General features: G+C 63.1%; 24 protein-coding genes. 7 read left to right on the forward strand and 17 right to left on the reverse strand.

Going from position 1 to position 25,119, the window contains the following annotated elements; genetic code table 11:
* The first annotated feature begins 50 nt into the window (after positions 1 to 50).
* The gene (locus AC07OK_RS03615; RefSeq protein ID WP_494688984.1) at positions 51 to 1,229 is read left to right on the forward strand and encodes an NHL repeat-containing protein; all 1,179 of its coding nucleotides are present in this window, start codon (positions 51 to 53) and stop codon (positions 1,227 to 1,229) included.
* 91 nt (positions 1,230 to 1,320) lie between these two features.
* On the opposite strand, the gene gltA is transcribed toward AC07OK_RS03615, so the two are convergent.
* From gltA to AC07OK_RS03650, 7 genes are all read right to left on the reverse strand, one after another.
* Positions 1,321 to 2,622, reverse strand: a complete 1,302-nt coding sequence (gene gltA, locus AC07OK_RS03620; RefSeq protein WP_020701960.1) for a citrate synthase — start codon at positions 2,620 to 2,622, stop codon at positions 1,321 to 1,323.
* 62 nt (positions 2,623 to 2,684) lie between these two features.
* Positions 2,685 to 2,966, reverse strand: coding sequence for a succinate dehydrogenase assembly factor 2 (locus AC07OK_RS03625; protein WP_020701959.1), 282 nt, complete (start codon positions 2,964 to 2,966; stop codon positions 2,685 to 2,687).
* 58 nt (positions 2,967 to 3,024) lie between these two features.
* On the reverse strand, positions 3,025 to 3,735 hold the full coding sequence (locus tag AC07OK_RS03630; protein ID WP_217945364.1) for a succinate dehydrogenase iron-sulfur subunit: 711 nt from the start codon (positions 3,733 to 3,735) through the stop codon (positions 3,025 to 3,027).
* Positions 3,736 to 3,745: 10 nt separating this feature from the next.
* The gene (sdhA, locus tag AC07OK_RS03635) at positions 3,746 to 5,524 is read right to left on the reverse strand and encodes a succinate dehydrogenase flavoprotein subunit (protein ID WP_492924439.1); all 1,779 of its coding nucleotides are present in this window, start codon (positions 5,522 to 5,524) and stop codon (positions 3,746 to 3,748) included.
* Between the two features lie 2 nt (positions 5,525 to 5,526).
* Entirely contained in the window at positions 5,527 to 5,892 is a 366-nt protein-coding gene (sdhD, locus tag AC07OK_RS03640; protein WP_116987885.1) for a succinate dehydrogenase, hydrophobic membrane anchor protein, read from the reverse strand.
* 1 nt (position 5,893) lies between these two features.
* On the reverse strand, positions 5,894 to 6,316 hold the full coding sequence (gene sdhC / locus AC07OK_RS03645; RefSeq protein ID WP_494688985.1) for a succinate dehydrogenase, cytochrome b556 subunit: 423 nt from the start codon (positions 6,314 to 6,316) through the stop codon (positions 5,894 to 5,896).
* A 227-nt stretch (positions 6,317 to 6,543) separates the two neighbouring features.
* The gene (locus tag AC07OK_RS03650; RefSeq protein WP_494688986.1) at positions 6,544 to 7,353 is read right to left on the reverse strand and encodes a GntR family transcriptional regulator; all 810 of its coding nucleotides are present in this window, start codon (positions 7,351 to 7,353) and stop codon (positions 6,544 to 6,546) included.
* A gap of 246 nt (positions 7,354 to 7,599) precedes the next feature.
* Between AC07OK_RS03650 and AC07OK_RS03655 the strand changes: the two genes are divergently transcribed.
* The 4 genes from AC07OK_RS03655 to acnA all read left to right on the forward strand — a co-directional run bounded on the left by AC07OK_RS03655 (position 7,600) and on the right by acnA (position 13,020).
* Entirely contained in the window at positions 7,600 to 8,592 is a 993-nt protein-coding gene (locus AC07OK_RS03655) for a malate dehydrogenase (protein WP_494688987.1), read from the forward strand.
* 103 nt (positions 8,593 to 8,695) lie between these two features.
* Complete coding sequence (locus AC07OK_RS03660) at positions 8,696 to 9,700, forward strand: HpcH/HpaI aldolase/citrate lyase family protein (RefSeq protein ID WP_494688988.1); 1,005 nt, start codon at positions 8,696 to 8,698, stop codon at positions 9,698 to 9,700.
* A complete protein-coding gene (locus AC07OK_RS03665) occupies positions 9,700 to 10,218 on the forward strand; it encodes a hypothetical protein (protein WP_494689028.1) in 519 nt (172 codons plus the stop codon). Before AC07OK_RS03660 ends, AC07OK_RS03665 begins: the two co-directional genes overlap by 1 nt.
* A gap of 93 nt (positions 10,219 to 10,311) precedes the next feature.
* On the forward strand, positions 10,312 to 13,020 hold the full coding sequence (gene acnA, locus AC07OK_RS03670) for an aconitate hydratase AcnA (protein ID WP_494688989.1): 2,709 nt from the start codon (positions 10,312 to 10,314) through the stop codon (positions 13,018 to 13,020).
* Positions 13,021 to 13,067: 47 nt separating this feature from the next.
* On the opposite strand, the gene AC07OK_RS03675 is transcribed toward acnA, so the two are convergent.
* From AC07OK_RS03675 to AC07OK_RS03685, 3 genes are read right to left on the reverse strand one after another with little or no spacing between them, the layout of a single operon-like run.
* Positions 13,068 to 13,457, reverse strand: coding sequence for a c-type cytochrome (locus AC07OK_RS03675; protein ID WP_494688990.1), 390 nt, complete (start codon positions 13,455 to 13,457; stop codon positions 13,068 to 13,070).
* 5 nt (positions 13,458 to 13,462) lie between these two features.
* On the reverse strand, positions 13,463 to 14,035 hold the full coding sequence (locus AC07OK_RS03680) for a ferritin-like domain-containing protein (protein WP_494688991.1): 573 nt from the start codon (positions 14,033 to 14,035) through the stop codon (positions 13,463 to 13,465).
* Between the two features lie 35 nt (positions 14,036 to 14,070).
* Complete coding sequence (locus AC07OK_RS03685) at positions 14,071 to 14,772, reverse strand: RNA polymerase sigma factor (RefSeq protein WP_494688992.1); 702 nt, start codon at positions 14,770 to 14,772, stop codon at positions 14,071 to 14,073.
* Positions 14,773 to 14,992: 220 nt separating this feature from the next.
* Between AC07OK_RS03685 and AC07OK_RS03690 the strand changes: the two genes are divergently transcribed.
* Entirely contained in the window at positions 14,993 to 16,261 is a 1,269-nt protein-coding gene (locus AC07OK_RS03690; RefSeq protein WP_494688993.1) for a DUF2863 family protein, read from the forward strand.
* Positions 16,262 to 16,286: 25 nt separating this feature from the next.
* Here the strand turns inward: AC07OK_RS03690 and AC07OK_RS03695 are convergent, their stop codons facing one another.
* From AC07OK_RS03695 to AC07OK_RS03720, 6 genes are all read right to left on the reverse strand, one after another.
* On the reverse strand, positions 16,287 to 16,586 hold the full coding sequence (locus AC07OK_RS03695) for a hypothetical protein (RefSeq protein WP_494688994.1): 300 nt from the start codon (positions 16,584 to 16,586) through the stop codon (positions 16,287 to 16,289).
* 25 nt (positions 16,587 to 16,611) lie between these two features.
* The gene (locus tag AC07OK_RS03700; RefSeq protein ID WP_494688995.1) at positions 16,612 to 17,076 is read right to left on the reverse strand and encodes a CYTH domain-containing protein; all 465 of its coding nucleotides are present in this window, start codon (positions 17,074 to 17,076) and stop codon (positions 16,612 to 16,614) included.
* Between the two features lies 1 nt (position 17,077).
* Entirely contained in the window at positions 17,078 to 18,202 is a 1,125-nt protein-coding gene (locus tag AC07OK_RS03705) for a M14 family metallopeptidase (protein ID WP_494688996.1), read from the reverse strand.
* Positions 18,203 to 18,331: 129 nt separating this feature from the next.
* The gene (locus tag AC07OK_RS03710) at positions 18,332 to 18,766 is read right to left on the reverse strand and encodes a hypothetical protein (protein ID WP_494688997.1); all 435 of its coding nucleotides are present in this window, start codon (positions 18,764 to 18,766) and stop codon (positions 18,332 to 18,334) included.
* Between the two features lie 156 nt (positions 18,767 to 18,922).
* Positions 18,923 to 19,990, reverse strand: a complete 1,068-nt coding sequence (locus tag AC07OK_RS03715; RefSeq protein WP_494689029.1) for a patatin-like phospholipase family protein — start codon at positions 19,988 to 19,990, stop codon at positions 18,923 to 18,925.
* Positions 19,991 to 20,108: 118 nt separating this feature from the next.
* Positions 20,109 to 21,575, reverse strand: coding sequence for a catalase (locus tag AC07OK_RS03720; RefSeq protein ID WP_494688998.1), 1,467 nt, complete (start codon positions 21,573 to 21,575; stop codon positions 20,109 to 20,111).
* A gap of 262 nt (positions 21,576 to 21,837) precedes the next feature.
* Here AC07OK_RS03720 and AC07OK_RS03725 point away from each other — a divergent pair, with 262 nt between their 5' ends.
* Entirely contained in the window at positions 21,838 to 22,443 is a 606-nt protein-coding gene (locus AC07OK_RS03725) for a PEP-CTERM sorting domain-containing protein (RefSeq protein ID WP_494688999.1), read from the forward strand.
* Positions 22,444 to 22,530: 87 nt separating this feature from the next.
* Here AC07OK_RS03725 and cphA read toward each other — a convergent pair whose 3' ends face one another.
* On the reverse strand, positions 22,531 to 25,101 hold the full coding sequence (gene cphA / locus AC07OK_RS03730) for a cyanophycin synthetase (protein ID WP_494689000.1): 2,571 nt from the start codon (positions 25,099 to 25,101) through the stop codon (positions 22,531 to 22,533).
* Positions 25,102 to 25,119: the final 18 nt, after the last annotated feature.

The raw sequence follows: 25,119 nt of genomic DNA on the forward strand, positions 1-25,119 counted from the left end.
TAATCATGCTATAAAGGTACTGTATTCGACACCCATACAAGGCCCCCAGCATGAACCGCACACGATTTGTACTTCCCCTGGCCGTTGCCACCCTCTGCAGTTGCGGCGGCTCCGGCGGCGACAGCAACCCGCCGCCTGTCGTCACCAAATACGCGATAGGCGGCAACGTCAGCGGCCTGCCCGGCGGCGCCACGCTAACGCTGAGCAACGGCGGCGACAGCGTCGACGTTGCCGTCAGTGGCAGCTTCACTTTTCCGACCACCGTCCCGGCCGGCACGGCCTACGCTGCCAGCATCAAGACGCAAAGCACCACCGCCACCTGCAAGCTGGAAAACGGCAGCGGCACGGTGGGCAGCGCGGCTATCTCCAACATCGCCGTCAGTTGCGCGCCGGTGTTGCTGGCGACGCTGCCCTTCACGCCTGCGCCGCAGTTTGCGGCCGACTACCTGGGCAACGTCTACCTGGCGGACACTGGTCAGAACGCCATCCGCAAGCTGTCGCCGGCCGGTGTTCTGACCCTGCACGCAGGCGGAGCGGCCGGTGCGCCGTTCACGACGCCGAATGCAGTGGGCATCAGCCGCAGCGGCCTGCTGCGCGTGATCGATCAGGCGGCCGACGCCTCCTACCGCTTCCGCATAGTCGGGCTGGACGGCGTCGTCAACGCCAATACGACGCCGCTTGCAGGCCTGCGCTATAACTGGATTGCCGCCTCCGCCTACGAGGAACTGGCGGCGGTCGACCAGGGCGGCGCCAGCGTCATGCGCCTCAATCCCAAGTTCGGCACCTCGATCATCACCCGCGCCGAGGTGGCAAGCATCCTGGCCGGCACGCAAGGCAGCGCCGCCAACTACGCGCCCGCCTCGGTGGTGTACGGTAACGAAACCGACAGCGTCCTATACATCGCCGACAGCGGCAACTCGGTCATCTACAAACTGGTGCCGCAGGGAGGGTTCACCGTCTTCGCCGGCATCCCCGGCGTGCGCGGCGCGGCCGACGGCGCCTCCGGCGCCGGCAGCCTGAACCTGACCGCCGCCAGCGCGCTGGCGATGGACGAACAAGGCTATCTGTATGTCAGCGGCAGCGGCGCGGTGCGCAAAATCGCGCCCAACGGCACGCTGTCCACACCGCAACTGGCATGGGGCACGCCTGCCCTCGCCAGCATCGCCTACGCCAAACCGATGCTGTACGGCCGCGTGCAGAACACGGTGCTGCAAACCTATCTGCCATAGGCCGCGGACGAAAAAAAGCCCGCCGGCCTGAACGCGATCAAGATCGCGCTCAGTGCTGGCGGGCTTTTTGTCTGTTGCGTGAGACCGGCGATTAACGCTGGTCCAGCGGCTTGACGTCGCGCGTGGTCGAACCGACGAACAGCTGACGTGGACGGCCGATTTTCTGTTCTGGATCGGCGATCATTTCGTTCCACTGGGCGATCCAGCCGATGGTGCGAGCCATGGCGAAGATACCGGTGAACAGCGACACCGGAATGCCCAGCGCGGACTGCACGATGCCCGAGTAGAAGTCGACGTTCGGGTACAGCTTGCGCGAAACGAAGTACTCGTCGTTCAGTGCAATCTTTTCCAGTTCCATCGCCAGCTTGAACAGTGGGTCGTCTTGCAGGCCCAGCTCTTCCAGCACTTCGTAGCAGGTTTCGCGCATCAGTTTTGCGCGTGGGTCGAAGTTCTTGTACACGCGGTGACCGAAGCCCATCAGCTTGACGCCGGAGTTCTTGTCTTTCACCTGAGCGATGAAGGCAGGAATGTTCTCGACGGTGCCGATTTCCTTCAGCATGTTCAGTGCCGCTTCGTTGGCGCCGCCGTGGGCAGGGCCCCACAGGCAGGCGATACCGGCAGCGATACAGGCGAACGGATTCGCGCCCGACGAACCGGCCAGACGGACGGTCGAAGTCGATGCGTTCTGCTCGTGGTCCGCGTGCAGGATCAGGATGCGGTCCAGCGCGCGCACCAGCACGTCGTTGACTTTGTATTCTTCGCACGGATTGCCGAACATCATGCGCATGAAGTTGGCGCTGTACGACAGGTCGTTGCGTGGGTACACGAACGGCTGGCCGATCGAGTATTTGTACGCCATCGCCACCAGGGTAGGCATCTTGGCGATCAGGCGGATGGCCGACACTTCACGGTGCTTGGCATCGTTGATGTCGAGCGAGTCGTGGTAGAACGAAGCCAGCGCGCCGACGGTGCCAACCAGTACCGACATCGGGTGCGCGTCGCGACGGAAGCCGCGGAAGAAGAATTGCATCTGCTCGTGGACCATGGTGTGCTTGGTCACGGTTTCGACGAATTCGGCCTTCTCGACCTTGTTCGGCAGTTCGCCGTTCAACAGCAGGTAGCACGATTCCAGGAAGTCGGCGTTCACGGCCAGCTGCTCGATCGGGTAGCCGCGGTACAGCAGCTCGCCCTTGTCGCCGTCGATGTAGGTGATCGACGAGTTGCATGCCGCGGTCGACATGAAGCCTGGATCGTAGGTGAACTTGCCGGTGCCGGCGTACAGTTTGCGGATGTCGATCACGTCGGGACCAACGGTGCCCTTGTAGATCGGGAATTCTACCGATGGGCTGCCATCGGAAAACGATAGGGTGGCTTTGTTATCAGAGGTGTTCATGGACTCTTCCTTCTTGGAGAGATGCGGCAAATAAAAAAAACGAAACTTTTCTGGGTGTGTCTTTACGCGCGACGCAGTCGCTGCAGCAGTGCGTGCACATGCGGCAGATCGACCTCGCCTTCGGGCTCCTTGCGGGCCAGTACCAGATCCATCAGGTCATTGTCCGACAAATCGAGGAGCCGCGTGAACGCGTCCACTTCTTCGTCGGTCAATTCGGTTTCATGCGCATCGAGAAAACGGGTCAGGATAATGTCGTTTTCCAGCAGGCCCCGGCGGGAACGCCACCGCAGGCGCGCTCGGTTGGCGGGGTCGGCCTGATGCGCTGAGCTGTTCGGTTCAGTCATATGGATGTGCTACTTTATACGAAAACGGGCGACGAGGCCGCCGCCCGCGTGGTGCCGCTTAGATCGCGCGGCGGACCATCAATTCCTTGATCTTGCCGATCGCCTTGTTCGGGTTCAGACCCTTAGGGCAAACGTCGACGCAGTTCATGATCGAGTGGCAGCGGAACAGGCGGTACGGATCTTCCAGGTTGTCCAGGCGCGCGCCGGTGGCTTCGTCGCGCGAGTCGGCGATGAAGCGGTAGGCTTGCAGCAGGCCGGCCGGGCCGACGAACTTGTCCGGATTCCACCAGAACGATGGGCAGGACGTCGAGCAGCAGGCGCACAGGATGCACTCGTACAGGCCGTCGAGCTCTTCGCGCTCGGTCGGCGATTGCAGGCGTTCTTTTTCAGGACGGATCGAATCGTTGATCAGGTAAGGCTTGATCGAATCGTACTGCTTGAAGAACTGGGTCATGTCGACGATCAGGTCGCGGATCACCGGCAGGCCTGGCAGCGGGCGCAGCACGATAGGCTCGCTCAGCTCGTTCAGGTTGGTGGTGCAGGCCAGGCCGTTTTTACCGTTGATGTTCATCGCGTCCGAACCGCACACGCCTTCGCGGCACGAGCGGCGCAGGGCCAGCGAGTCGTCGACGTCGGACTTGATGCGCTGCAGCGCGTCGAGCAGCATCTTGTCGGTGTCCTTCAGCTCGACCGTCACGTCCTGCATGTACGGCTTGGCGTCCTGGTCCGGATCGTAACGATAAATTTTCAGTTTGAGAGTGCGTGCCATGTTCTAGCCCTTAGAAAGTACGTGGTTTCGGTTTGAAGGTATCAACCGTCAATGGCTTGGTAACGACCGCTTTGTATTCCAGTCGGTTGCCTTCCGAATACCACAGGGTGTGCTTCATCCAGTTGTCGTCGTCGCGGTTCGGGAAATCGTTGTGGGCGTGGGCGCCGCGCGATTCCTTGCGGGCCACGGCCGACGTGATCGTCGCTTTCGCGGTTTCGATCAGGTTGTCCAGTTCCAGCGCTTCGACGCGCGCGGTGTTGAACACCATGGACTTGTCCTTGAACGAGACGTGCTTGCGACGCTCGTCCAGCACCATGATCTCCTTGGCGCCCTGGGTCAGCATTTCGTCGGTACGGAACACGCCGCAGTACTTCTGCATCGTGGCGCGGATGTCGTTGGCGACGCCCTGCACTTTTTCCGAGCCGGTCGAGGTTTCCAGCTTGTTCAGGCGGCCCAGCGCGAAGTCGGCGGCGTCCTTCGGCAGAGGCTTGTTCTCTTTCTGCTTCAGGTTGGACGCGACCACGTGGTTGCCGGCCGCGCGGCCGAAGACCAGCAGGTCCAGCAGCGAGTTGGTGCCCAGGCGGTTGGCGCCGTGCACCGAAACGCAGGCGCATTCGCCGATCGCGTACAGGCCGTTGACGACCTTCTGCGAACCGTCGGCGCCAGGCGTGACGACCTGACCGTGGATGTTGGTTGGAATACCGCCCATCTGGTAGTGGATGGTTGGCACGACCGGGATTGGCTCTTTGGTCGCGTCGACGTTGGCGAACTTGTGGCCGATTTCCAGAATCGACGGCAAGCGCTTGGCGATGGTGTCGGCGCCGATGTGGCGCAGGTCCAGCATGACGTGGTCCTTGTTCGGGCCGCAGCCGCGGCCTTCCTTGATCTCCTGGTCCATCGAGCGCGACACGAAGTCGCGCGGCGCCAGATCCTTCAGCGTCGGCGCATAGCGCTCCATGAAACGTTCGCCTTCGGAGTTGATCAGGATACCGCCCTCGCCGCGTACACCCTCGGTGATCAGGACGCCCGCGCCGGCCACGCCGGTCGGGTGGAATTGCCAGAACTCCATGTCCTGCAGCGGCAGGCCGGCGCGTGCCGCCATGCCCATGCCGTCGCCGGTGTTGATGAAGGCGTTGGTCGATGCGGCGAAGATGCGGCCTGCGCCGCCGGTGGCGAAGATGGTGGTCTTCGCTTCCAGGATCATCGTTTCGCCGGTTTCCATTTCCAGTGCCACCACGCCAACCACGTCGCCTTCGGCGTCGCGGATGATGTCGATCGCCATCCACTCAACGAAGAAGTGGGTGCGGGCGCGGACGTTGCGCTGGTACAGCGTGTGCAGCAGTGCGTGGCCGGTACGGTCGGCCGCGGCGCAGGCGCGCTGCACGGCTTTCTCGCCGAAGTTGGCGGTGTGGCCGCCGAACGGACGCTGGTAGATGGTGCCGTCAGGATTGCGGTCGAACGGCATGCCGAAGTGTTCCAGCTCGTAGACGACCTTCGGTGCTTCGCGGCACATGAATTCGATCGCATCCTGGTCGCCCAGGTAGTCGCCGCCCTTGACGGTGTCGAACATGTGCCAGAACCAGTTGTCTTCCGCCATATTGCCCAGCGATGCGCCGATGCCGCCCTGCGCCGCCACGGTGTGCGAGCGGGTAGGGAAAACTTTCGACAGCACCGCCACGTTCAGACCGGCTTCAGCCAGTTGCAGGGATGCGCGCATGCCGGAGCCGCCGGCGCCGACGATTACCGCGTCAAAGCGGCGGGTAGGGATTGCAGATTTAATAGCTGCCACGATTACACACTCCAGAGTATCTGTACCGACCAAACGGCACAAGCGACCAACCACAGGATGGTGGCGATTTGCAGGGTCAGGCGAAGGCCGACGGCTTTGACGTAGTCCATCCAGATGTCGCGCACGCCGATCCAGGCGTGGAAGAACAGGCCGAACAGGGTCACGGCGCTGATCAGCTTGAACCATTGTTGCGCGAACAGGCCAGCCCAGCCTTCATAGGTGAAGTTCTGGCCGGTCAGGAAGGAAATCAGCAGGATGGCGGTGTACAGCACCATCATGATGGCGGTCACGCGTTGTGCCAGCCAGTCGCGCATGCCGTAGCCGGCGCCGACCACCAGGCGTTTAGGTCCAATATTGTTATTTGCCATCTCAGAAAACTCCAAACAGTTTGAGGGCGACGATCACGGTCAGCGACAGGCTGACGATCAGCACGCCGGCCGACGATTTGCGGGCGGAATCCTTGTCCAGGCCGATGTGGGCATCCATCACCAGGTGGCGTACGCCAGCGCAGAAGTGATGCATATAACCCCAGACCAGGGCCAGGATGATCAGTTTGACCAGCGGATAGGAAACAATCCCCTGGTAGTAGGCGAAGGAGATCTCGGAGCGCAAGCTCTGCTCCAGCAGATAAAGCACGAAAGGCAGCAGCGCAAACATCATGAAGCCGCTGATGCGGTGCAGGATGGAGACGAGAGCAGCCAAAGGCATGCGGTAGTTGGACAATTCGGTAACATGAATGTTACGGAACTCCGGCCGTTCTTTTTTTGGGGTTTCCCTTACGGCTTCTGACATAACAAGACCTCCTAAGCTTAAACAAAAATATCGAGACTGCGATTTTCGCCGATTTTCGCACTCATAACCAATATCTATTGTTACATATAACCAAAATAGTGTTTGGCAACACTATGCGACGACTACTTTCCGTAGCTCAACGTATTATCAGCGCAACAATGCTACCGGGGTGTGACGGCGCCCTGTTTACGCTGCCTGAAGCGGGTTTCTGATGCTTCAGGGTCTCCTTAATTCAACTCATTATGATAGTGATGGCGTTCCGTGGAGTACAAGCCACGGCGCAGTTCCACCGCCTTGTCGCCATACGTGAACGACACACGTTCGGACGCCAGCAAGGGCGTATTGACGGGAATATGCAGCAATTCGGCATCGTCGGCGCCGGCGCAGACGGCGCGGATCTTCTCCGTCGCGCGTATCATGCGGGTGCCGAATTCGGATTCGAACAGGCCGTACATCGGGCCCTTGTATTCAACCAGGCGCTCGGCGGTCAGCCCCTTGAAGGTCATGCCCGGCAACCACAGCTCCTCGACGATGGTCGGCAGGCTGTCGAACGATTGCACGCGCTTGATGAAGATGACGGCGTCGCCGGACTTCAGGTCGAGCAGGCGCGCCACGTCGGCCGGCGCGCGCATGCGCTTGACTTCGATGAATTTGCTTTCGGGGTAGTGCGGCACACCCTCGTCGGGCATCAGGCGCAGGAAGCGGAAATGGGCGCGCGCCTCATGGTGGGTGGACACGAAAGTGCCCTTGCCCTGCTTGCGCATCACCAGGTTTTCCGCCGCCAGTTCGTCGATCGCCTTGCGCACCGTGCCCTGGCTGACCTTGAAGCGGTTGGCCAGCTCCACTTCGCTGGGGATCAATTCACCCGGTTTCCACTCGCCCGATTGCAGGCTTTGCGTGATGAGCGCCTTGATTTGCTGGTACAGTGGGGAGAAAGTCGGCGACGGCGCGGCCGCGGAGCCCGCAGACGGTCCGGCAGCCCCGCCGGTGCTGACGGCAGTGGAATTGCTGTTCGGATTGGGCGGGACTGAATTCATAGACCAAGATTTCACCACAAATGCCCGGTGCCGTCCAGCAAAAACAAGCAATAACTTATCTGTCTTATATAAGACATAAGATAGGATTGACAGATGCCTGCCACACGCCTACACTCCCCGGCGAGACGCATTAGCTAACGCCTCGGCAACCATTCTAAGCGCTCAATTTGCAGTATGATTACGATTTCCCGGACCGGCACCGGTCCAGCTTCGAGAACGTTTTAATTCCCACTTTGGAGATTCATCATGGCTAAAACCCCAATGCGTGTTGCTGTCACCGGCGCCGCCGGTCAAATCGGTTACGCTCTGCTGTTCCGCATCGCCAACGGCGACATGCTGGGCAAAGACCAACCAGTCATTCTGCAATTGCTGGAAATCGCCGACGAGAAAGCCCAAAAAGCACTCAAGGGCGTCATGATGGAAATCGACGACTGCGCCTTCCCGCTGCTGACCGAGATGACCGCCCACTCCGACCCGATGACCGCCTTCAAGGATGTCGACGTCGCCGTGCTGGTTGGCGCCCGTCCACGCGGCCCAGGCATGGAACGCAAAGACCTGCTGGAAGCGAACGCCCAGATCTTCACCGTACAAGGCAAGGCGCTGGATGCCGTCGCATCGCGCAACGTCAAAGTACTGGTGGTCGGCAACCCAGCCAACACCAACGCCTACATCGCCATGAAATCGGCACCGTCGCTGCCGGCCAAGAACTTCACCGCCATGCTGCGCCTGGACCACAACCGCGCGCTGTCGCAAGTGGCCGCCAAGACCGGCACCGCCGTCAAGGACATCGAGAAGCTGTGCGTATGGGGCAACCACTCGCCGACCATGTACGCCGACTACCGTTTCGCCACCGTCAACGGCAAGGCTGTGAAAGACCTGATCAACGACCAGGAATGGAACGCCAACGTGTTCCTGCCGACCGTCGGCAAGCGCGGCGCAGCGATCATCGAAGCGCGCGGCCTGTCGTCGGCTGCTTCGGCCGCCAACGCAGCGATCGACCACGTGCATGACTGGGTACTGGGCACCGCCGGCAAGTGGACCACCATGGGTGTTCCTTCGGATGGTTCGTATGGCATCCCAGAAGGCACCATGTTCGGCTTCCCAGTGACCACCGAAAACGGCGAATACAAAATCGTCCAGGGCCTGGAAATCGACGCGTTCTCGCAAGAGCGCATCAACCTGACGCTGAAAGAACTGACCGAAGAGCGCGAAGGCGTCAAGCACCTGCTGCCAGCCTAAGTTCTGACACCACCCGCAAGTGGAACCGGTTAAAGCACCGATCCGCCGCACCCGCCGCGCTGCCGAGAGCAGCGCGGTGTCTGTATCCACTCAAGATTCCCGCATGCACCCATCCGAGGTTTTATTCCAGGGCAATCGCCAGCCGCTGCTGCTGCCGGCCTGCGACCATTACGCCGGCTCCGAAAAGCTGATGCGCAAATCGATCGCCCTGCAACAAGAGCTTGGCCCCCTGTTCGACATCACCCTCGATTGCGAAGACGGCGCCAGCGCCGGCAACGAGGAAGCCCACGCCCGCCTGGTGGCGGAGCTGCTGCTGTCGGACGATAACAAATTCAACCGCATCGGCGCCCGCGTGCACGATGTCGCCAGCCCCTATTTTGAGCAGGATGTCGGGATCATCTGCGCCGCCGCCCAGCGCCTGGCCTATATCGTGCTGCCCAAGGTGCACGGCGCCAAGGAAGTGGCGGCCGCCATCAAGTTGATCAACACCCACGCCGCCAAGGCCGGCCGCAAGGACCTGCCGGTGCACGTGCTGATCGAAACCCATGGCGCGCTGCGCGAAGCCTACGACATCGCCGCCCTGCCCCAGGTGCAGTGCCTGTCGTTCGGCATCATGGATTTCGTCTCCTCGCACTACGGCGCGATACCCGCCAACGCCATGCGCACGCCGGGCCAGTTCACCCACCCGCTGGTGGTGCGCGCCAAGCTGGACATCGCCGCCGCCTGCCACGCGCACGGCAAGGTGCCGTCGCATAACGTCACCACCGAGATCAAGGACACGGCGGTCGCCGCCAACGATGCCCAGCGCGCCGCCGCCGAATTCGGCTACACGCGCATGTGGAGCATCCACCCGAACCAGATCAAACCAATTATCAAGACCTTCACGCCGCGCCTGTCCGAGGTCAGCGAGGCGGCCGCCATCCTGCTTGAAGCAGAGGCGAAGCAATGGGGGCCAATTTCCCAAAACGGGCGCTTGCATGACCGTGCAAGCTACAGATACTATTGGACCGTTTTACAGCGCGCCAAGCTGGCCGGGCTGAGCTTGCCCGAGTCCGCCACCACGCTGATGAACGGCAGCCCCACCGACCCCACACTGGAAACACCATGATGTCCATCTCCAAACTACTCCTGGCCTGCAGCTTCGCGCTGGCCTCCATGACCCTGGCCGCCGGCGCGCAAGCGCAGAGCAACGCGCCAGCCAACGCATCGGCCAAAAAACCCGCCAAGAAGGCGGGCAAATCCAAAGCCGCCGCCAAGCCGGCCGAAACCAAGACGCCGGATGAGGACGCCGACGAGCCGGCCGTCACCGATGCGGCCGTGACCGACTTCGACTGCGAACTGGGCAACAAGATCACCATCTACGCCAACACCAACGACGAAGCGCATATCGCGCTGCGCTGGAAGAAGCGCCTGCACCGCCTGACGCGCGTGGGCACCACCACCGGCGCGCAGCGTTTCGAGAACCGCTTGTACGGCCTGATCTGGATCGGCATTCCGGCCAAGGGTATGCTGCTGGACTCCAAGCAGAACCGCCAGCTGGCCAATGAATGCCGCAACGCCGAGCAACTGAAGCCGGTCGCCCCTGGCGCGTCCGAGCCGACCAGCACCAAGATCACGATTCAGTAATACAGTTTTCAAGTTCCAAAGGGGCGTGCCGGCACGGGCGCCAGCACCACGGTTTTAACTTCAATAATAGACGATACCCACGAAGGAGAGGTCATGTCCCGCAACACTCTGAACACGCTTAAGGATTTCAACATTTCCGGCAAAAAGGGCAAGTTCTACTCCCTGCCAGCCCTGGAAAAGAGCCTGGGCGCCAAAATCTCCCGCCTGCCGGTATCGATCCGTGTTGTGCTGGAATCCGTGCTGCGTAACTGCGACGGCAAAAAAGTCACCGAAGAACACGTCAAGCAGCTGGCCAACTGGGGCGCGACCGCCGACCGTACCGACGAGATCCCGTTCGTCGTCGCCCGCGTGGTGCTGCAGGACTTCACCGGCGTACCACTGCTGGCCGACCTGGCCGCGATGCGTAACGTCGCCTACAAGATGGGCATCAACGCCAAGAAAATCGAACCGCTGGTCCCTGTGGATCTGGTAGTCGACCACTCGGTCACCATCGATCACTTCCGTGAAAAAGGCGCGCTGGACCTGAACATGAAGCTGGAATTCTCGCGCAACAACGAGCGCTACCAGTTCATGAAGTGGGGCATGCAAGCCTTCGACACCTTCGGCGTCGTGCCTCCCGGCTTCGGCATCGTCCACCAGGTCAACCTGGAATACCTGGCGCGCGGCGTGCACAAGACCGCTGACGGCGTCTACTACCCGGACACCCTGGTCGGCACCGACTCGCACACCACCATGATCAACGGCATCGGCGTAGTCGGCTGGGGCGTGGGCGGCATCGAGGCGGAAGCCGGCATGCTGGGCCAGCCAGTCTACTTCCTGACCCCGGACGTGATCGGCGTGAACCTGACCGGCATCCTGCGCGAAGGCTGCACCGCAACCGATCTGGTACTGACCATCACCGAACTGCTGCGCAAGGAAAAAGTCGTCGGCAAGTTCGTCGAGTTCTTCGGCGAAGGCACCGAGACGCTGTCGCTGACCGACCGCGCCACCATCGCCAACATGGCGCCTGAATACGGCGCGACCATGGGCTTCTTCCCGGTTGACGACGCCACGATCGAATACTTTGAAGGCACCGGCCGCACCAAGGATGAAATCGCTGCATTCGCCGCCTACTTCAAGGCCCAGGGCCTGTACGGCGTGCCTAAGGCCGGCGACATCGACTACACCCGCGTGGTGGAACTGAACCTGACCTCGGTGACGCCATCGCTGGCGGGTCCTAAGCGTCCACAGGATCGTATCGAAATCGGCAACGTCAAGAACAACTTCACCGAACTGTTCTCGAAGCCGACCACCGACAACGGCTTCAACAAAAAAGCCGAAGACCTGAACAAGACCTACACCACCACCAACGGCGTGAACGTGAAAAACGGCGACGTGCTGATCGCTGCGATCACCTCGTGCACCAACACCTCGAACCCGAGTGTGCTGCTGGCCGCTGGCCTGCTGGCGAAGAAAGCTGTCGAAGCCGGCCTGACCGTCGCTCCGCACATCAAGACCTCGCTGGCCCCTGGCTCCCGCGTTGTGACCGAGTACCTGACCGCCGCCGGCCTGCTGCCATACATGGAGCAACTGGGCTTCGGCGTGACCGCCTACGGTTGCACCACCTGCATCGGTAACGCCGGCGACCTGACCCCGGAACTGAACGCCGCCATCAGCAACAACGATATCGTCGCTTCGGCCGTGCTGTCCGGTAACCGCAACTTCGAAGCACGGATCCACCCGAACATCCGTTCGAACTTCCTGGCATCGCCACCGCTGGTCGTGGCCTACGCCATCGCCGGCAACATGACCGTCGACCTGATGACCCAGCCAGTTGGCAAGGGCAAGGACGGCAAGGACGTGTACCTGGGCGACATCTGGCCGACCTCGAAAGAGATCGCCAAGCTGATGAAGTTCGCGATGAACTCGAAAGTGTTCAAGTCGAACTACGCCGACGTCAAGGGCAACCCAGGCAAGCTGTGGGAACACGTGTCTTCGACCGAAGGCAATGTCTACAACTGGCCGGCATCGACCTACATCGCCGAGCCGCCGTTCTTCGACGGCTTCGAAATGGTCCCGAAAGCGGCCGCCACCGGCATCACCGGCGCGCGCGCACTGGGCGTGTTCGGCGATTCGATCACCACCGACCACATCTCCCCTGCCGGCTCCATCAAGGAAGACGGTCCAGCGGGCAAATGGCTGCTGGCCAACGGCGTGCTGAAGGCGGACTTCAACTCCTACGGCTCGCGTCGCGGCAACCACGAGATCATGATGCGCGGCACCTTCGCCAACGTGCGTATCAAGAACCGTATGATTCCTGCCAAGGCGGACGGTTCGGCGGTTGAAGGCGGCATCACGATACACCAGCCTACCGGCGAAACGCTGTCGATCTACGACGCGGCGATGAAGTATGTTGCCGAAGGCACGCCAACCATGGTGTTCGGCGGCGAAGAGTACGGCACCGGCTCGTCGCGCGACTGGGCAGCCAAGGGCACCCAGCTGCTGGGCGTGAAGGCCGTGATCGTGCGTTCGTTCGAACGCATCCACCGCTCGAACCTGGTCGGCATGGGCGTGCTGCCGCTGCAATTCATCGGCAACGACAGCGTTGAATCGCTGGGCATCACCGGCAAGGAAGTCTACGACCTGAAGGGTCTGGAAGGCGAGATCAAGCCACAGCAACTGGCTACCCTGGTCATCCATCGCGAAGGCAAGCCGGCACAGGAAGTCAAAGTGCTGCTGCGTATCGACACCCCGATCGAAGTCGACTACTACAAGCATGGCGGTATCCTGCCATTCGTGCTGCGTCAGCTGCTGGCTGCTTGATTCTTTAAGCGCTAAAACAAAAACGCCGGGCTTGCCCGGCGTTTTTTTTACTTCACGCCCGCGCAGTCCGGCGTGCCGTTGGCCTGCTTCAGGTAGGCGATCAACGCCGCCCTCTCCTTGCTGTCCTTGACGCCAGCGTAGCCCATGCTGGTGCCGGGCACGGCGCCGGTCGGATCGCCCAGGAACTTGTCCAGCGTGCGCGCATCCCAAACGATGCCGGAACGCCGCATGGCCGGCGAATACGCAAAGCCAGGCACGCTGCCGGCGCGCCGCCCGAACAGGCCACAATGGCGTGGACCGGTGCGGTCGTAGGCTAGCGCATGGCAGGCCAGGCAGCGGGCGTAGACAGCCTCGCCGGCGCGCAGCTGTTCCGCGTCAGGCGTGGCCACCGCGCCGCCGGCCAGCGCCAGCAGCGTGGCCGCCAAGAGCGTCCTCATCACACTCACGACATGAAGGCCGACGGCACCGGCGCCTCACCCAGCGCGTTGCGCAGCACGGCCCAGTGCATCGCCTCGTCGCCGAGGATGCTGGCGGCGGCCTTGGCCAGCTCGGGATTGCCGAACAGCGGCACCGCGCCCAGGTAGGCGCTGACCGCGCCCTTCTCCAGCATGGCGGCAAAGCGCAGCACGTCTTCCTGCGATTTCAGCTTATCGGTCGGGAACACATACTTGGCCTTGGCCGCCACCGGCTGGCCGCCCAGCTTGAGGATGGTCTTGGCCAGCACGTCGGCATGCTCCTTGTGATGGCCCTGGAACGTCAGCGCCAGGTCCAGCACCGGCTTTTGCAGCAGGCCGCTCTCCGCGCCCAGCTGGTAGGCGGCGATGGCCTCCAGCTCGGCGCCCAGCGCGGTGTTGAGGATGCCGACGTCGCCGGCGCCGGCGCTACCCTTGGCGGCCAGCGCATCGCGCCCCGCCAGCAGCGCCACCGCGGCGCCCGACAGCAGCAGGCCGGACTGGCCCAGGAACATGCGGCGTGGATGGCTGCGGTCGTCGTCGTTCGAAATCAAAAAAGACATGGTGTTTCTCCAGGTTGGTGCTGCAAACGGCAAGGTCACTCCTTGCCGGAAAATTCCAGGCGCGCCAGCACGCCGGCCACGATGCGGTCGCAGCGCGCGCCGTTGAAGGCGTAGGCCGATTCCAGCGCGGCGTCCACCTCCAGCGCCAGCGCGCTGCGCAACAGGCTGCGGGCGCGGAAGAAGCGGCTGCGCACCGTGGCGGCGGGGATGTCGAGGCAGGCGGCCACTTCGTCACCGCTCATCTCCTCCACCGCCCGCAACACGAACACGGTGCGGTAGACGTCCGGCAGGTCGTCGATGTGCTGTTCCAGCAGCTGGCGCATCTGGGCGCGCATGGCGTTGGTTTCGGGGGTATCGGCGTCGGGGCTGTCCATCGGGTTTCCTGTCAAGTCGGGCTGGGGCTCGGCGGCGCCGTCCAGCTGCACCACCTCGGCGCGCCGTTTGCCCTGGCGGGCGCGGGCAATCGCGACATTGATGACGATGCGGGTCAGCCAGGTGGCCAGCCGGGCGTCCGAGCGGTAGCTGCCGATGGCGCGGAAGGCCAGCAGGTAGGCGTCCTGCAGCGCGTCCTCGGCGTCGTGGTCGTGGCGCAGGATGCTGCGGGCGGCGCGGTACAGTGCCTGGTTATGGCGCCGCATCAGCAATTCGAAGGCGCCGCGCTGGCCGGCGGCCACGCGCCGGGCCAGTTCGGCGTCGGGAATGTCCGGGGAAAGCGGTGGGCTGGGATGGGCTTGCATGCTGGGGCTTCCTGTCTGATAACTGTTTGTGCGGCATTAGATGGCGGCCGAGGGCGCCGCGTTCCCAGCTTACGCAAACTTTTTCGCCGGACGGGAATTTAGCGCTTCATTCAGAACTAATACGAGGCTGCCGGGCGAATCAACTACAATACGGTTCATAAGGGTTATCATCTGCATGACTGATCCGCTTTATCCACTTTTATGAGACTCTTATTGCGCTATGCGTCGTCCAAATAAAGATTCATCCCATAAATTGTCTGCCGAGAGCCAGCGCCTGGTCACCTATGCCCTCGCGGTCGGGCAGGCGGCCAGCCGTATCGAAGAGCGGGCCTGGGAACACAGCCTCGATGCGCAGCTCCACAAACTCCTCAAGACCGGTCACCAGGAAACCATCGATTCGACCTTGAACAGCCTGTTCAAGGAAGACCTGAACGCGTATGACGTGTTGATGGATGGCGTGGAAGCGGTCAGCGAATCGAGCAGCATCACCATCGAGACCGACGGCGTCGCCAAACAGTACGACGTGCTGCTGGTGGCCGCGCCCATCCTGGCGTGGACCCGCTTCGCCATCGCCTCGGGCGCGATCCCGGCCGATATCCTGAGCACGCTGTCGGCGCACTTCTCGGCCCATTTGCTGGCCGACGGCACGCACATGGCGATGTCGCCGACGCTGTTCTCGATCGACCAGCTGCCGCGCAGCCATGTCGAGACCTATGCCAAGGTGCACAAGCTGGCGCAGGCCGCGCTCAAGGGCACGGTGCTCAAGCCCGACACCAAGGTGCCGGAGACGGCGCCCTTCCTGGCCGACACCCGCTACCTGCTGGTGGCCGTGGTGACGCCGGCGGGCGGCCCGCTGTTCCGCTGGCAGATGCCGGCCAACCAGGCCAACTTCGTCAGCGAACGCACCAACGCGCTGGAGCAGTGGCGCGCGCAGGTCACGCCGACCATCAACCGTTTGCTGCCGGGTTGCGGTGTCGAGCTGCTGCTGCCGGAGGCCTACTACATGGCCTGCCGCGAGGCGGACAAGCTGATCCGCCCGGTGTCGATCCGCGCCGCCGTGCATTACCTGACGCATACGCTGGCGATCGAGCCGTCCGAACTGCGCGCGGTGATCGCCGGCTTCGGCGAGGAAAACGCCGACGGCCAGATCGACGAATACCGCGTGGCGTTCACCCAGCGTTCGTCGCCGGACGTGATCTACGGCGTGGTGTGGCCGCTGTACGGGCAGGAAGATGAGGAAGGCACGCCGCCGGAGGGTCCGCTGCAAGGCGGTCCTGGCGGCATCGTGCAGCAGCCTGTGACGCCGGTGGAGGAAATCATCAACAACCTGAACGAGGCCGGCATCACGCAGATCAAGAAGCACAGCGAACGTTTCGTGGCCGAGTTCTGCGACGACTGCGGCGCGCCGCTGTTTGCCGACCCGGTCGGCGAACTGGCGCACGCGGAAATGCCCGAGGATACGCCCACCGGCACCGAGCACTTCCACTGATGACAAAAGCCCCTCGCGGGGCTTTTTATTTTTGTGGCGGCATTGGCGCGGCCTGAGGTTGTGGCAGGTAGATGACGATGGGTTGCTGGGCTTGCGGCTGAGCTTGCATGGGAAGCGAGCGCACATCCTGCGACCTGTTGGCGGCAAAATACAGGCCACCAAAACCGATAAACATACCGACCATCGATGCCACCATCCAACGGTAGCCCTCTGCCGACATCTTGTGCATTTCAGCGCGCAAAACCTCAATGTCGGCCTTCGTTGCTAACGTCGGCACGATTGCGTCTATGTGCGCCTTGAGCGCTGCAACCTCGCTGTCCATCATTCCAGATTAGACCAGATCCGGCGATCTACCAAGCCGAAAACGGGTGTTTTATCAGGCTGGAGTTGAGGTAGCGCAGGTCATCCGTGACTTCGTCGCCGATCCAGTCCGGCTTGTCGAAGACCTGGTCTTCCGAGCTCAATTCGATCTCGGCCACGACCAGTCCGGCGTTGACGCCGAGGAATTCGTCGACTTCCCACACATTGCCCGCGTAGCTGATGCAGCGACGGTATTTTTCGATCAGCGGCTGTTCGCACAAACGGTCCAGCAACTCGACGGCATCGGCCATCGGGATCGGATACTCCCACTCGCCGCGCGTGGCGCCGACGTTGCGGCCCTTGATCGTCATCACCGCCCGATCGCCCTCGATGCGCACCCGCACCACGCGCTCCTTGTGCGACGACAGATAGCCCTGGCGAAAAAACACCGGTTCGCCAAGGCTCTTCCACGCATCGCCGCGCAACAGGAACTTGCGCTCGATTTCAACGCCCATCTCAGGCGTCCAGCGACAGCAGGATAGGCTGCAGGATGGACGCGCCCAGCGCCGCGCTGCGGGCGCCGTTCCAGCCCACGTGCGGGTCCGGCAGGTCGGCGTTGTCCTTGAACGGCATCTCCAGGGTCAGCGCCAGGCAACCGAAGTGGTGGCCGACATACTTGGACGCCAGGGTCAGCATGTCTTCCTTGTACTTGCTGGCGGCGTAGCCGTATTTGTCCTGGAAGTCCGGGCTGGCGTTCTTGTAGCGGTCGATGAAGGCCTGCTGCTTGACGCGGCGCTCTTCGCTGAAGTTCTCCAGCATCTCGTTACCGGCCACGAAGTTGTACGGCAGCGCCTCGTCGCCGTGGATGTCGAAGAACATGTCGATGCCGGTTTCGTGCATCTTCTGCTTCACGTACAGCACTTCCGGGCTGCGCTCGACCGATGGCGTCATCCATTCGCGATTGAGGTTGGCGCCAGAAGCGTTGGTGCGCAGGTTGCCGCGCACCGAGCCGTCCGGGTTCATGTTCGGCACGATGTAGAACACGCAGCGCTGCAGCAGCTTGCGGGCGATAGCATTGGCGTCGTCCAGCAGCGAATCGATCAGGCCTTCGACGAACCATTCGGCCATCGATTCGCCCGGATGCTGGCGCGCGATGACCCAGATTTTCTTCTCCGCTTCCGGCTTGCCGATGACGACCAGGTTCATGTCGCGGCCGTCGATGGTGTTGCCGAGGTCGTGCACGCGGGCCAGCGGATGCTCGGCCACTTCGCCCAGCAGGCGCAGGTGGCGCTCGAACGAATACGGCTCGAAATAAGCGTAGTACACGCTATCGGTTTCCGGCGTGTGCTTGATGGTCATGACCTCGCCGTCGAAGGCGGTCGGCACGCGGAACCAGTTTTCGGTGTCGTAGCTGGCGACGGCCTGGTAGTCCTCGTAGCCCTTGGCGTAGGTGGCCTGGCCGGCGTTCAGGAAGCGCATGCGCACCTGCTGGCCACGCGCGCCCTGCAGGCGGAAGTGGAACCACTGGTGGATGTCGGCGTGCGAGTCCTTGCGCAGATTCAGTTCGATCTCCGCCGCGCTGTCCGCGCGCAGCACTTCGATGGCGCCGGAGTCGAAGTTTTGGCTGATTTTGATGGTCATGTTGATCCAATATTAAGTGAATGCCGATGACGCTATTTTACCAGCGCAACTCCGCCGTCGGCGGTTCATGGCGGCGGGCAGGCACTGCGCCCGGCCACCGCCAAGTCGGCCCATTGGATCGGTGTCGGATCAGCGCCAGACCGCCGTGCCAAACCTGCTCTGGGCTTCGCTCGGCTTCAGGTCGGACAGCGAGCAATGATTGGCGTTTTCCTTGAGCGGGGACGTGATCAGACGCCCGGTCTTCAGGCTGGCGGCGCTGGGAATGACGCAATAGGCCTTGAAGCGCACGGGCAAGCCTTTGAGCACGGTCTTTTCATCCGGCGCGTTCGGCTTGCAGTTCACGCTGGCGTCCTCCATGTTGCCGCCGCTGTTCACGCTCTCGCCTGAGAAATCGCACGACGCGCCGGCCGACGTTCCCGATTTACCGGGGGTACCAGGCAGCGTCACGCCGCGTATGACGGCGCCTGAAGTCACAGGTTTGGCGCCGTCGGCGCGGGCGGCAGGCTGGCCAAGCAGAAACACGGCGGCAAACGCGCCCGCGACTACGGTCTCAATTTTTTTCATGGCAAAACTCCTTCGGTCGGTATGGATAGGAAGACGCGCGGATGCGGCGCCTGGGCTCCTATCCGCAAGTTCCGCGCCAGGACAACATGACGTGTATGTGGGGTATTGCCGTCCCAACCCGTGTCAACCGGCGCGTGTTGACACGTCAATGACGTGTCAAGGCGGCAGTTCGTGGATCGCGATCCCTTCGATCGGATCGATCTCGCGGTCCCACGGCCGCAGCGCAATCATGCGCTGGGTGTCTTCGTAGCCGGCCTGCCAGCGGGCGCGGATGCCGGCGGCGCTGAAGTCGATGTCCTTGGTGTGGTCCTCGTTGCCGACCCGCGGAGATTTGAGCGACACCACGTGCATGGTGGTACCGCAGCCCCACGAGGCCAGTTCGCGCACCTCGGGCGACATCGCCGCTTCGTCCGACAGGTGCAGCGTCAACTGGCGGATCACATGGCGCAGCCGGTGCAGCTTGCGCTGCTGTTCGATGTTGCTGGCGCGGCTGGCGTACTGGATCTCCTTGTATTTGTCCAGCACCTGCAACATGCTTTGCGGCTCGCTGCCGTCCGGGTTCCACACCTGCACCGAGAAGATCACCGAGCTGCGGCGCGGCTCGTCGTCCAGCACCGCCTCGATCGGCGTGTTGGAATAGATGCCGCCATCCCAGTAGGGCTGGCCGTCGATGCGCACGGCGGGAAAGGCCGGCGGCAGCGCGCCGGAGGCCATCACGTGCGAGGCGCTCAGCTTGTCCTTGCGGCTGTCGAAATAGCGCATGCCGCCGGTACGCGCATTGACCGCGCCGACCGTGAAGCGGGTGTCGCTGTCATTGAGGCGATCGAAATCGACCAGCGTATCGAGCGTGGTGCGCAGCGGCGCGGTTTGATAGTAGGAGGCGTGTTCGATGCCGACCTTGGCGTCGGGATTCCACCACGAGGACGGATTGGGTTCGAAGAAGGCCGGTATGCCCTGCCCCATCGTCACCGCGTTGGCCAGCGCGCGCGGCATGACGGAAAAGCCCAACGCATTCTGCTCCATGCGCTGCCAGAACTGGCGCAGCCGGTCCATGCGGTAGCGCGGCTCGTTGCCGGCGATGATGGCGCCGTTGATGGCGCCGATGGAAGTGCCGATCACCCAGTCCGGCTCGACGCCGGCTTCGTGCATGGCCTGGTAGACGCCCACCTGGTAGGCCCCCAGCGCGCCGCCGCCTTGCAGCGCCAGTACGACTTGTCCCGGCATCGAAGGCGACGCGAGGCGGGCGGGTTTGCGATTCAAGTGTGACCTCCGGAAGGATGCGGGCTACGCTGCATTGCACCATGCGATTGTAGTGCAATTCAGCGCAGCCCGCAGTCTTCCTTTATGCCTCGACGACACCCTTGGCCGCCAGCGCGGCGCGCACGCCGGCGCCGTAGGCCGGGTCGGCCTGGTCGAAGTGGACCAACTGGCGGGCGATGATCTCGGCGTTCACCTGGCTCAGGGGACCGGCGATGTTGTCGAACAGGTTCTGCTGCTCCTGCGCCGGCATCAGGCGGAACAGATTACCGGCCTGGGTGTAATCGTCTTCCTGGCCGCGGCCGTCGTAGCGGGCCGCGCCGCCTTGCAGCGCCAGCGCCGGTTCGCCGTGGCCCAGTCCCTGCGGATGGCTGCCGCCCGCTTCGGTGGCCGCGTAGTTCTGCTGCGCGCCGCCGTTGGCGATCGCCATCGCGCCGTCGCGCTGCTGGTTGTGGAAGGGGCAGCGCGGCGCGTTCACCGGCAGGTGCTGGTGGTTGGTGCCGACCCGGTACAGCTGGGCGTCGTGGTAGGCGAACAGGCGCGCCTGCAGCATCTTGTCCGGCGAATAGCCCAGGCCAGGCACCACGTTAGCCGGCGACAGCGCGGCCTGCTCCACTTCGGCGTGGTAGTTCAGCGGATTGCGGTTCAGTTCAAACACGCCGACCGGGATCAGCGGGAAGTCCTTGTGCGGCCAGACCTTGGTCAGGTCGAACGGATTCCAGCCGGTGCGCGCTTCCCATGCGGCCAGTTCGGCCTCGGTGGCCACTTGCAGCTTGACGTCCCACTGCGGGAAGTCGCCGGCGGCGATGGCGCCGAACAGGTCGCGCTGCGCGTAGTCCGGGTCGCTGCCGGCGATGCGGGTGGCTTCGGCGGCAGGCAGGTTCTTGATGCCCTGCCTGGTCTTCAAGTGCCATTTGACGTAGACGCGTTCACCGGCGGCGTTGATCATGCTGAAGGTGTGGCTGCCGAAACCGTCCATGTGGCGGTAGCCGTCCGGCGTGCCGCGGTCGGAGAACAGCATCGTCACCTGGTGCAGGCTTTCCGGCGTCTTGCTCCAGAAGTCGAACATCATGGTCGGCGATTTCAGGTTGGTCTGCGGATCGCGCTTTTGGGTGTGGATGAAGTCCGGGAACTTGATGCCGTCCTTGATGAAGAACATCGGCGTGTTGTTGCCGACCAGGTCCCAGTTGCCTTCCTCGGTGTAGAAGCGCATGGCGAAGCCGCGCGGATCGCGTTCGGTGTCGGCGCTGCCCTTCTCGCCGCCGACGGTGGAGAAGCGCACGAAGGTGTCGGTCTGCTTGCCGATCTCGGAGAACAGCCTGGCCTTGGTGTATTGGGTGATGTCGTGGGTGACGGTGAAGCTGCCGTAGGCGCCCGAACCCTTGGCGTGCACCACGCGCTCGGGGATGCGCTCGCGGTTGAAGTGCTGGAGCTTTTCGATCAGGTGGAAGTCTTGCAGCAGCAGCGGGCCGCGCGGGCCGGCGCTGGCGGAGTTCTGGTTGTCGGCGACCGGGATGCCGGAGGCGGTGGTAAGACGTGGTGGCTGGCTCATTGCGGGGCTCCTGTTGGGGTGAACGATGCAATGATTCTAACCAGATCGCGTCATAAATAAAAACTATATATTCCTATAAATTCGATAGTATTTAACAATTAGCCAGGCTATACTTTCCTCCACGCTTTATTTCAAGCGGGAAATTTGCGGGCAGCGCAACAACAGCCGCGATTGAATATTTTTATTATTTATATAGCTACTCAATTTGATATTTAAATTCTGCTATCTTATGCTTTCCCGTCAACCAAAAAAAGAGAAAATCATGTCTATTTCCCGTTACTTGACTGTCCTTGCCGTCTCCCTGTCCATCGGCCTGCTGGCGATGGGCGCAGCCCGGGCCGAAACTCCGGTGTTTACCTCGTCGGCTTATGCCAACATCGCCAACCCCTCGGTTTACGGCTGGTGCTCCGATTGCGGCGCCGGCCAGCACATGATCGACCAATTCTCCTTGACGTCGTCGGCCACCTTGTCCAGCACTGATTTCGCGATCACCGGCAGCTATGGATCGAACTGGAATATCGAAGTGACGATCTTGGACAACAGCATGAACCTGCTGTACTCGCACATCAACCTGGCCGGCTCCTACGGCGTGACCTACGTCACCGACGATGTCGCCAGGATCCACGCCACGATTAGCGGTGTCTCGCTGGGTGCGGGCAACTACTTCATCGGATGGTATGACCCCGACAACATGGGCGTGCCCGGTTACGCTGGCGGCAATACGCTGGTCACCTCCGACGGCGCCTATACCGACACCGTGGCCGCGTTCCAGGTCAACGCCGTTCCCGAGCCGGAGACCTATGCCATGCTGCTGGCCGGCCTGGCGATCGTGGGCGCGCTGCGCCGCCGCGCCGCCAAGCAAGCCTGAACGGCCCGCACAAAAAAAACCATCAGCACTGAACGCGATCTTAAGCGCGTTCAGGCTGATGGTTTTTTTCGACTGCTGCGGTAAGGCTTACGCTTCGGCGATGCGCTTGGCGATGTGCGCCAGCGCCTCCTCCACCTGGTCGACCAGGATCAGGCACAGGTCGCCCGCTTGCAGGCGGCCCAGGGCCGTATCGATGGCGAGGAACTCGCCGTAGATCTCCTGGATGTGCGTGGTGCGCGCGGCGCCGTTCAGGCCCGAACGCAGCAGACCCACCACTTCGCCGTCGACACGGCCGCGCTGGCAGGCGTCTTCGTACAGGATCACGTCGTCGAAGGCGCGGCCGAGGATCTGTGTCTGCTGCGTGATGTCCTGGTCGCGGCGGTCGCCGGCGCCGCTGATGACCACCGCGCGGCGCTTGGCCGGCATGGTTTCCACCGCCTGCACCAGCGCCAGGATGGCGTCCGGATTGTGGCCGTAGTCGGCGATCAGCGTCGCGCCCTTGTAGTCGAACACGTTGAAGCGGCCCGGCGCGTTGTCGGAATCGTTGGCGAAGGTCTTCAGGCCGAGGCGGATCGCGTCCCAGCTGATGCCCACGCCCCACGCGGCGGCGACCGAGGCCATCACGTTCTCCACCTGGAAGCCGATGGCGCCGTTGCGGGTGATCGGCACTTCGGCCAGCGCGATGCGCTGCAGCTGCTTGCCTTCGGCGGCGACCAGATGGCCGTCTTCCACGTACACGGTGCGGCAGCCCTGCGCCAGATGCGTGGCGATCACCGGGTGGCCGCGTTCGGCGCCGAAGAAGATCACCTTGCCGCGGCAGTTGGCCGCCATGCCGGCGACGATGGGATCGATCGCGTTGAGCACCGCGAAGCCGCTCTCGGAGACGTTCTGCACGATCACGCGTTTCAACACGGCCAGGTCTTCCACCGTGGTGATGTAGTTCAGGCCGAGGTGGTCGCCGCTGCCGATGTTGGTGACAACGGCCACCTGGCAGCGGTCGAAGGCCAGGCCTTCGCGCAGCACGCCGCCGCGCGCGGTTTCAAACACGGCCGCGTCGACGTCCGGGTGCAGCAGCACGTTGCGCGCGCTGCGCGGGCCGCTGCAGTCGCCGCTGTCGGTCTGGCGGCCTTCGATGTAGACGCCGTCGGTGTTGGTCATGCCGGTGCGCAGGCCGCTGGCGGTCAGCAGGTGGGCGATCAGGCGCACGGTGGTGGTCTTGCCGTTGGTGCCGGTGACGGCCACCACGGGGATGCGGCCGTTCTCGCCCGGCGCGAACATGGTGTTGACGATCGCTTCGCCGACCGCGCGGCCCTTGCCGAACGACGGCGCGAGGTGCATGCGCAGGCCGGGAGCGGCGTTGACTTCAACCACGCCGCCGCGCTGGTTCTCGATCGGTTGCAGCACGCCGTCGCAGACCACGTCGACGCCGCAGATATCGAGGCCGATCATCTGCGCCGCTTCCACCGCGCGCGCCGCCACTTCAGGGTGCACGTCGTCGGTGACGTCGGTGGCGGTGCCGCCGGTCGACAGGTTGGCGTTGTTGCGCAGGATGACGCGCTGGCCCTTGGCCGGGATCGAATCGGCTTCCAGGTCCTGCAGCGCCAGGCGCGCGAGGGCGATGTCGTCGAAGCGGATCTTGGTCAGCGAGGTCGAATGGCCGCTGCCGCGGCGCGGGTCGGCGTTGACGATGCTGACCAGTTCACGCACGGTGTGCACGCCGTCGCCCACCACTTGCGGCGGATCGCGGCGCGCGGCGGCCACCAGCTTGTTGCCGATCACGAGCAGGCGATAGTCGTGGCCCGGCAGGTAGCGCTCGACCATGATGTCGTCGCGGAATTCCCTGGCGGTGTGGAAGGCCTTTTCCAGGTGCTCCTTCGACATCACGTTGACCGTGACGCCCTTGCCCTGGTTGCCGTCCTTGGGCTTGACCACCACCGGCAGGCCGATCTCCAGCGCCGCCGCCCAGGCGTCTTCCGCGTCTTCGACCGAGCGGCCGATGGGCACCGGCACGCCGGCCGCGTGCAGCAGCTTCTTGGTCAGTTCCTTGTCCTGCGCGATCGATTCGCCGATGGCGCTGGTGCTGTCCATTTCGGCGGCCTGGATGCGGCGCTGGCGCGAGCCCCAGCCGAACATCACCATGCTGCCTTCGGTCAGGCGGCGGATCGGAATGTCGCGCGCGACGGCGGCGCTGACGATGGCGCCGGTGCTCGGGCCCAGGCGCACGTCTTCATCCAGGTCGCGCAGTTCGTTGAGCGCGCCGGTCAGGTCGAACGGGGTGTCGGCCAGGGCGGCGTTGATCAGGTTGTGCGCCAGGGTCATCGCCAGGCGGCCGACCGCTTCTTCGCTGTACTCGACCACGGTTTGATAGATGCCGTCTTCCAGCGTGGCCGTGGTGCGGCTGAAGGTGACCGGGCAGCCGGCCTGCGCTTGCAGGCTCAGCGCCGCCACTTCCAGCACGCGCGCCAGCGGCACGGCGTCGGTGTGGCCGGTGGTGTGCAGGGCACCGATGGCGGGAAAGCGCGCGTGCAGGCGCTGCTCGAAGCCGGGCAGCGTGGCGATCGACTGCTCCTCGGGCGGGCACGATACGATCACTTCCACCGCCGTGTGGTGGCTCCAAAGATTCGGGCCGCGAAGGGCGCGGGTGCGGATGACTTCCATAAATCTGCTTGTTCTTTC

It is taken from the genome of Duganella sp. GW821-FHT07G03 (assembly GCF_059418605.1).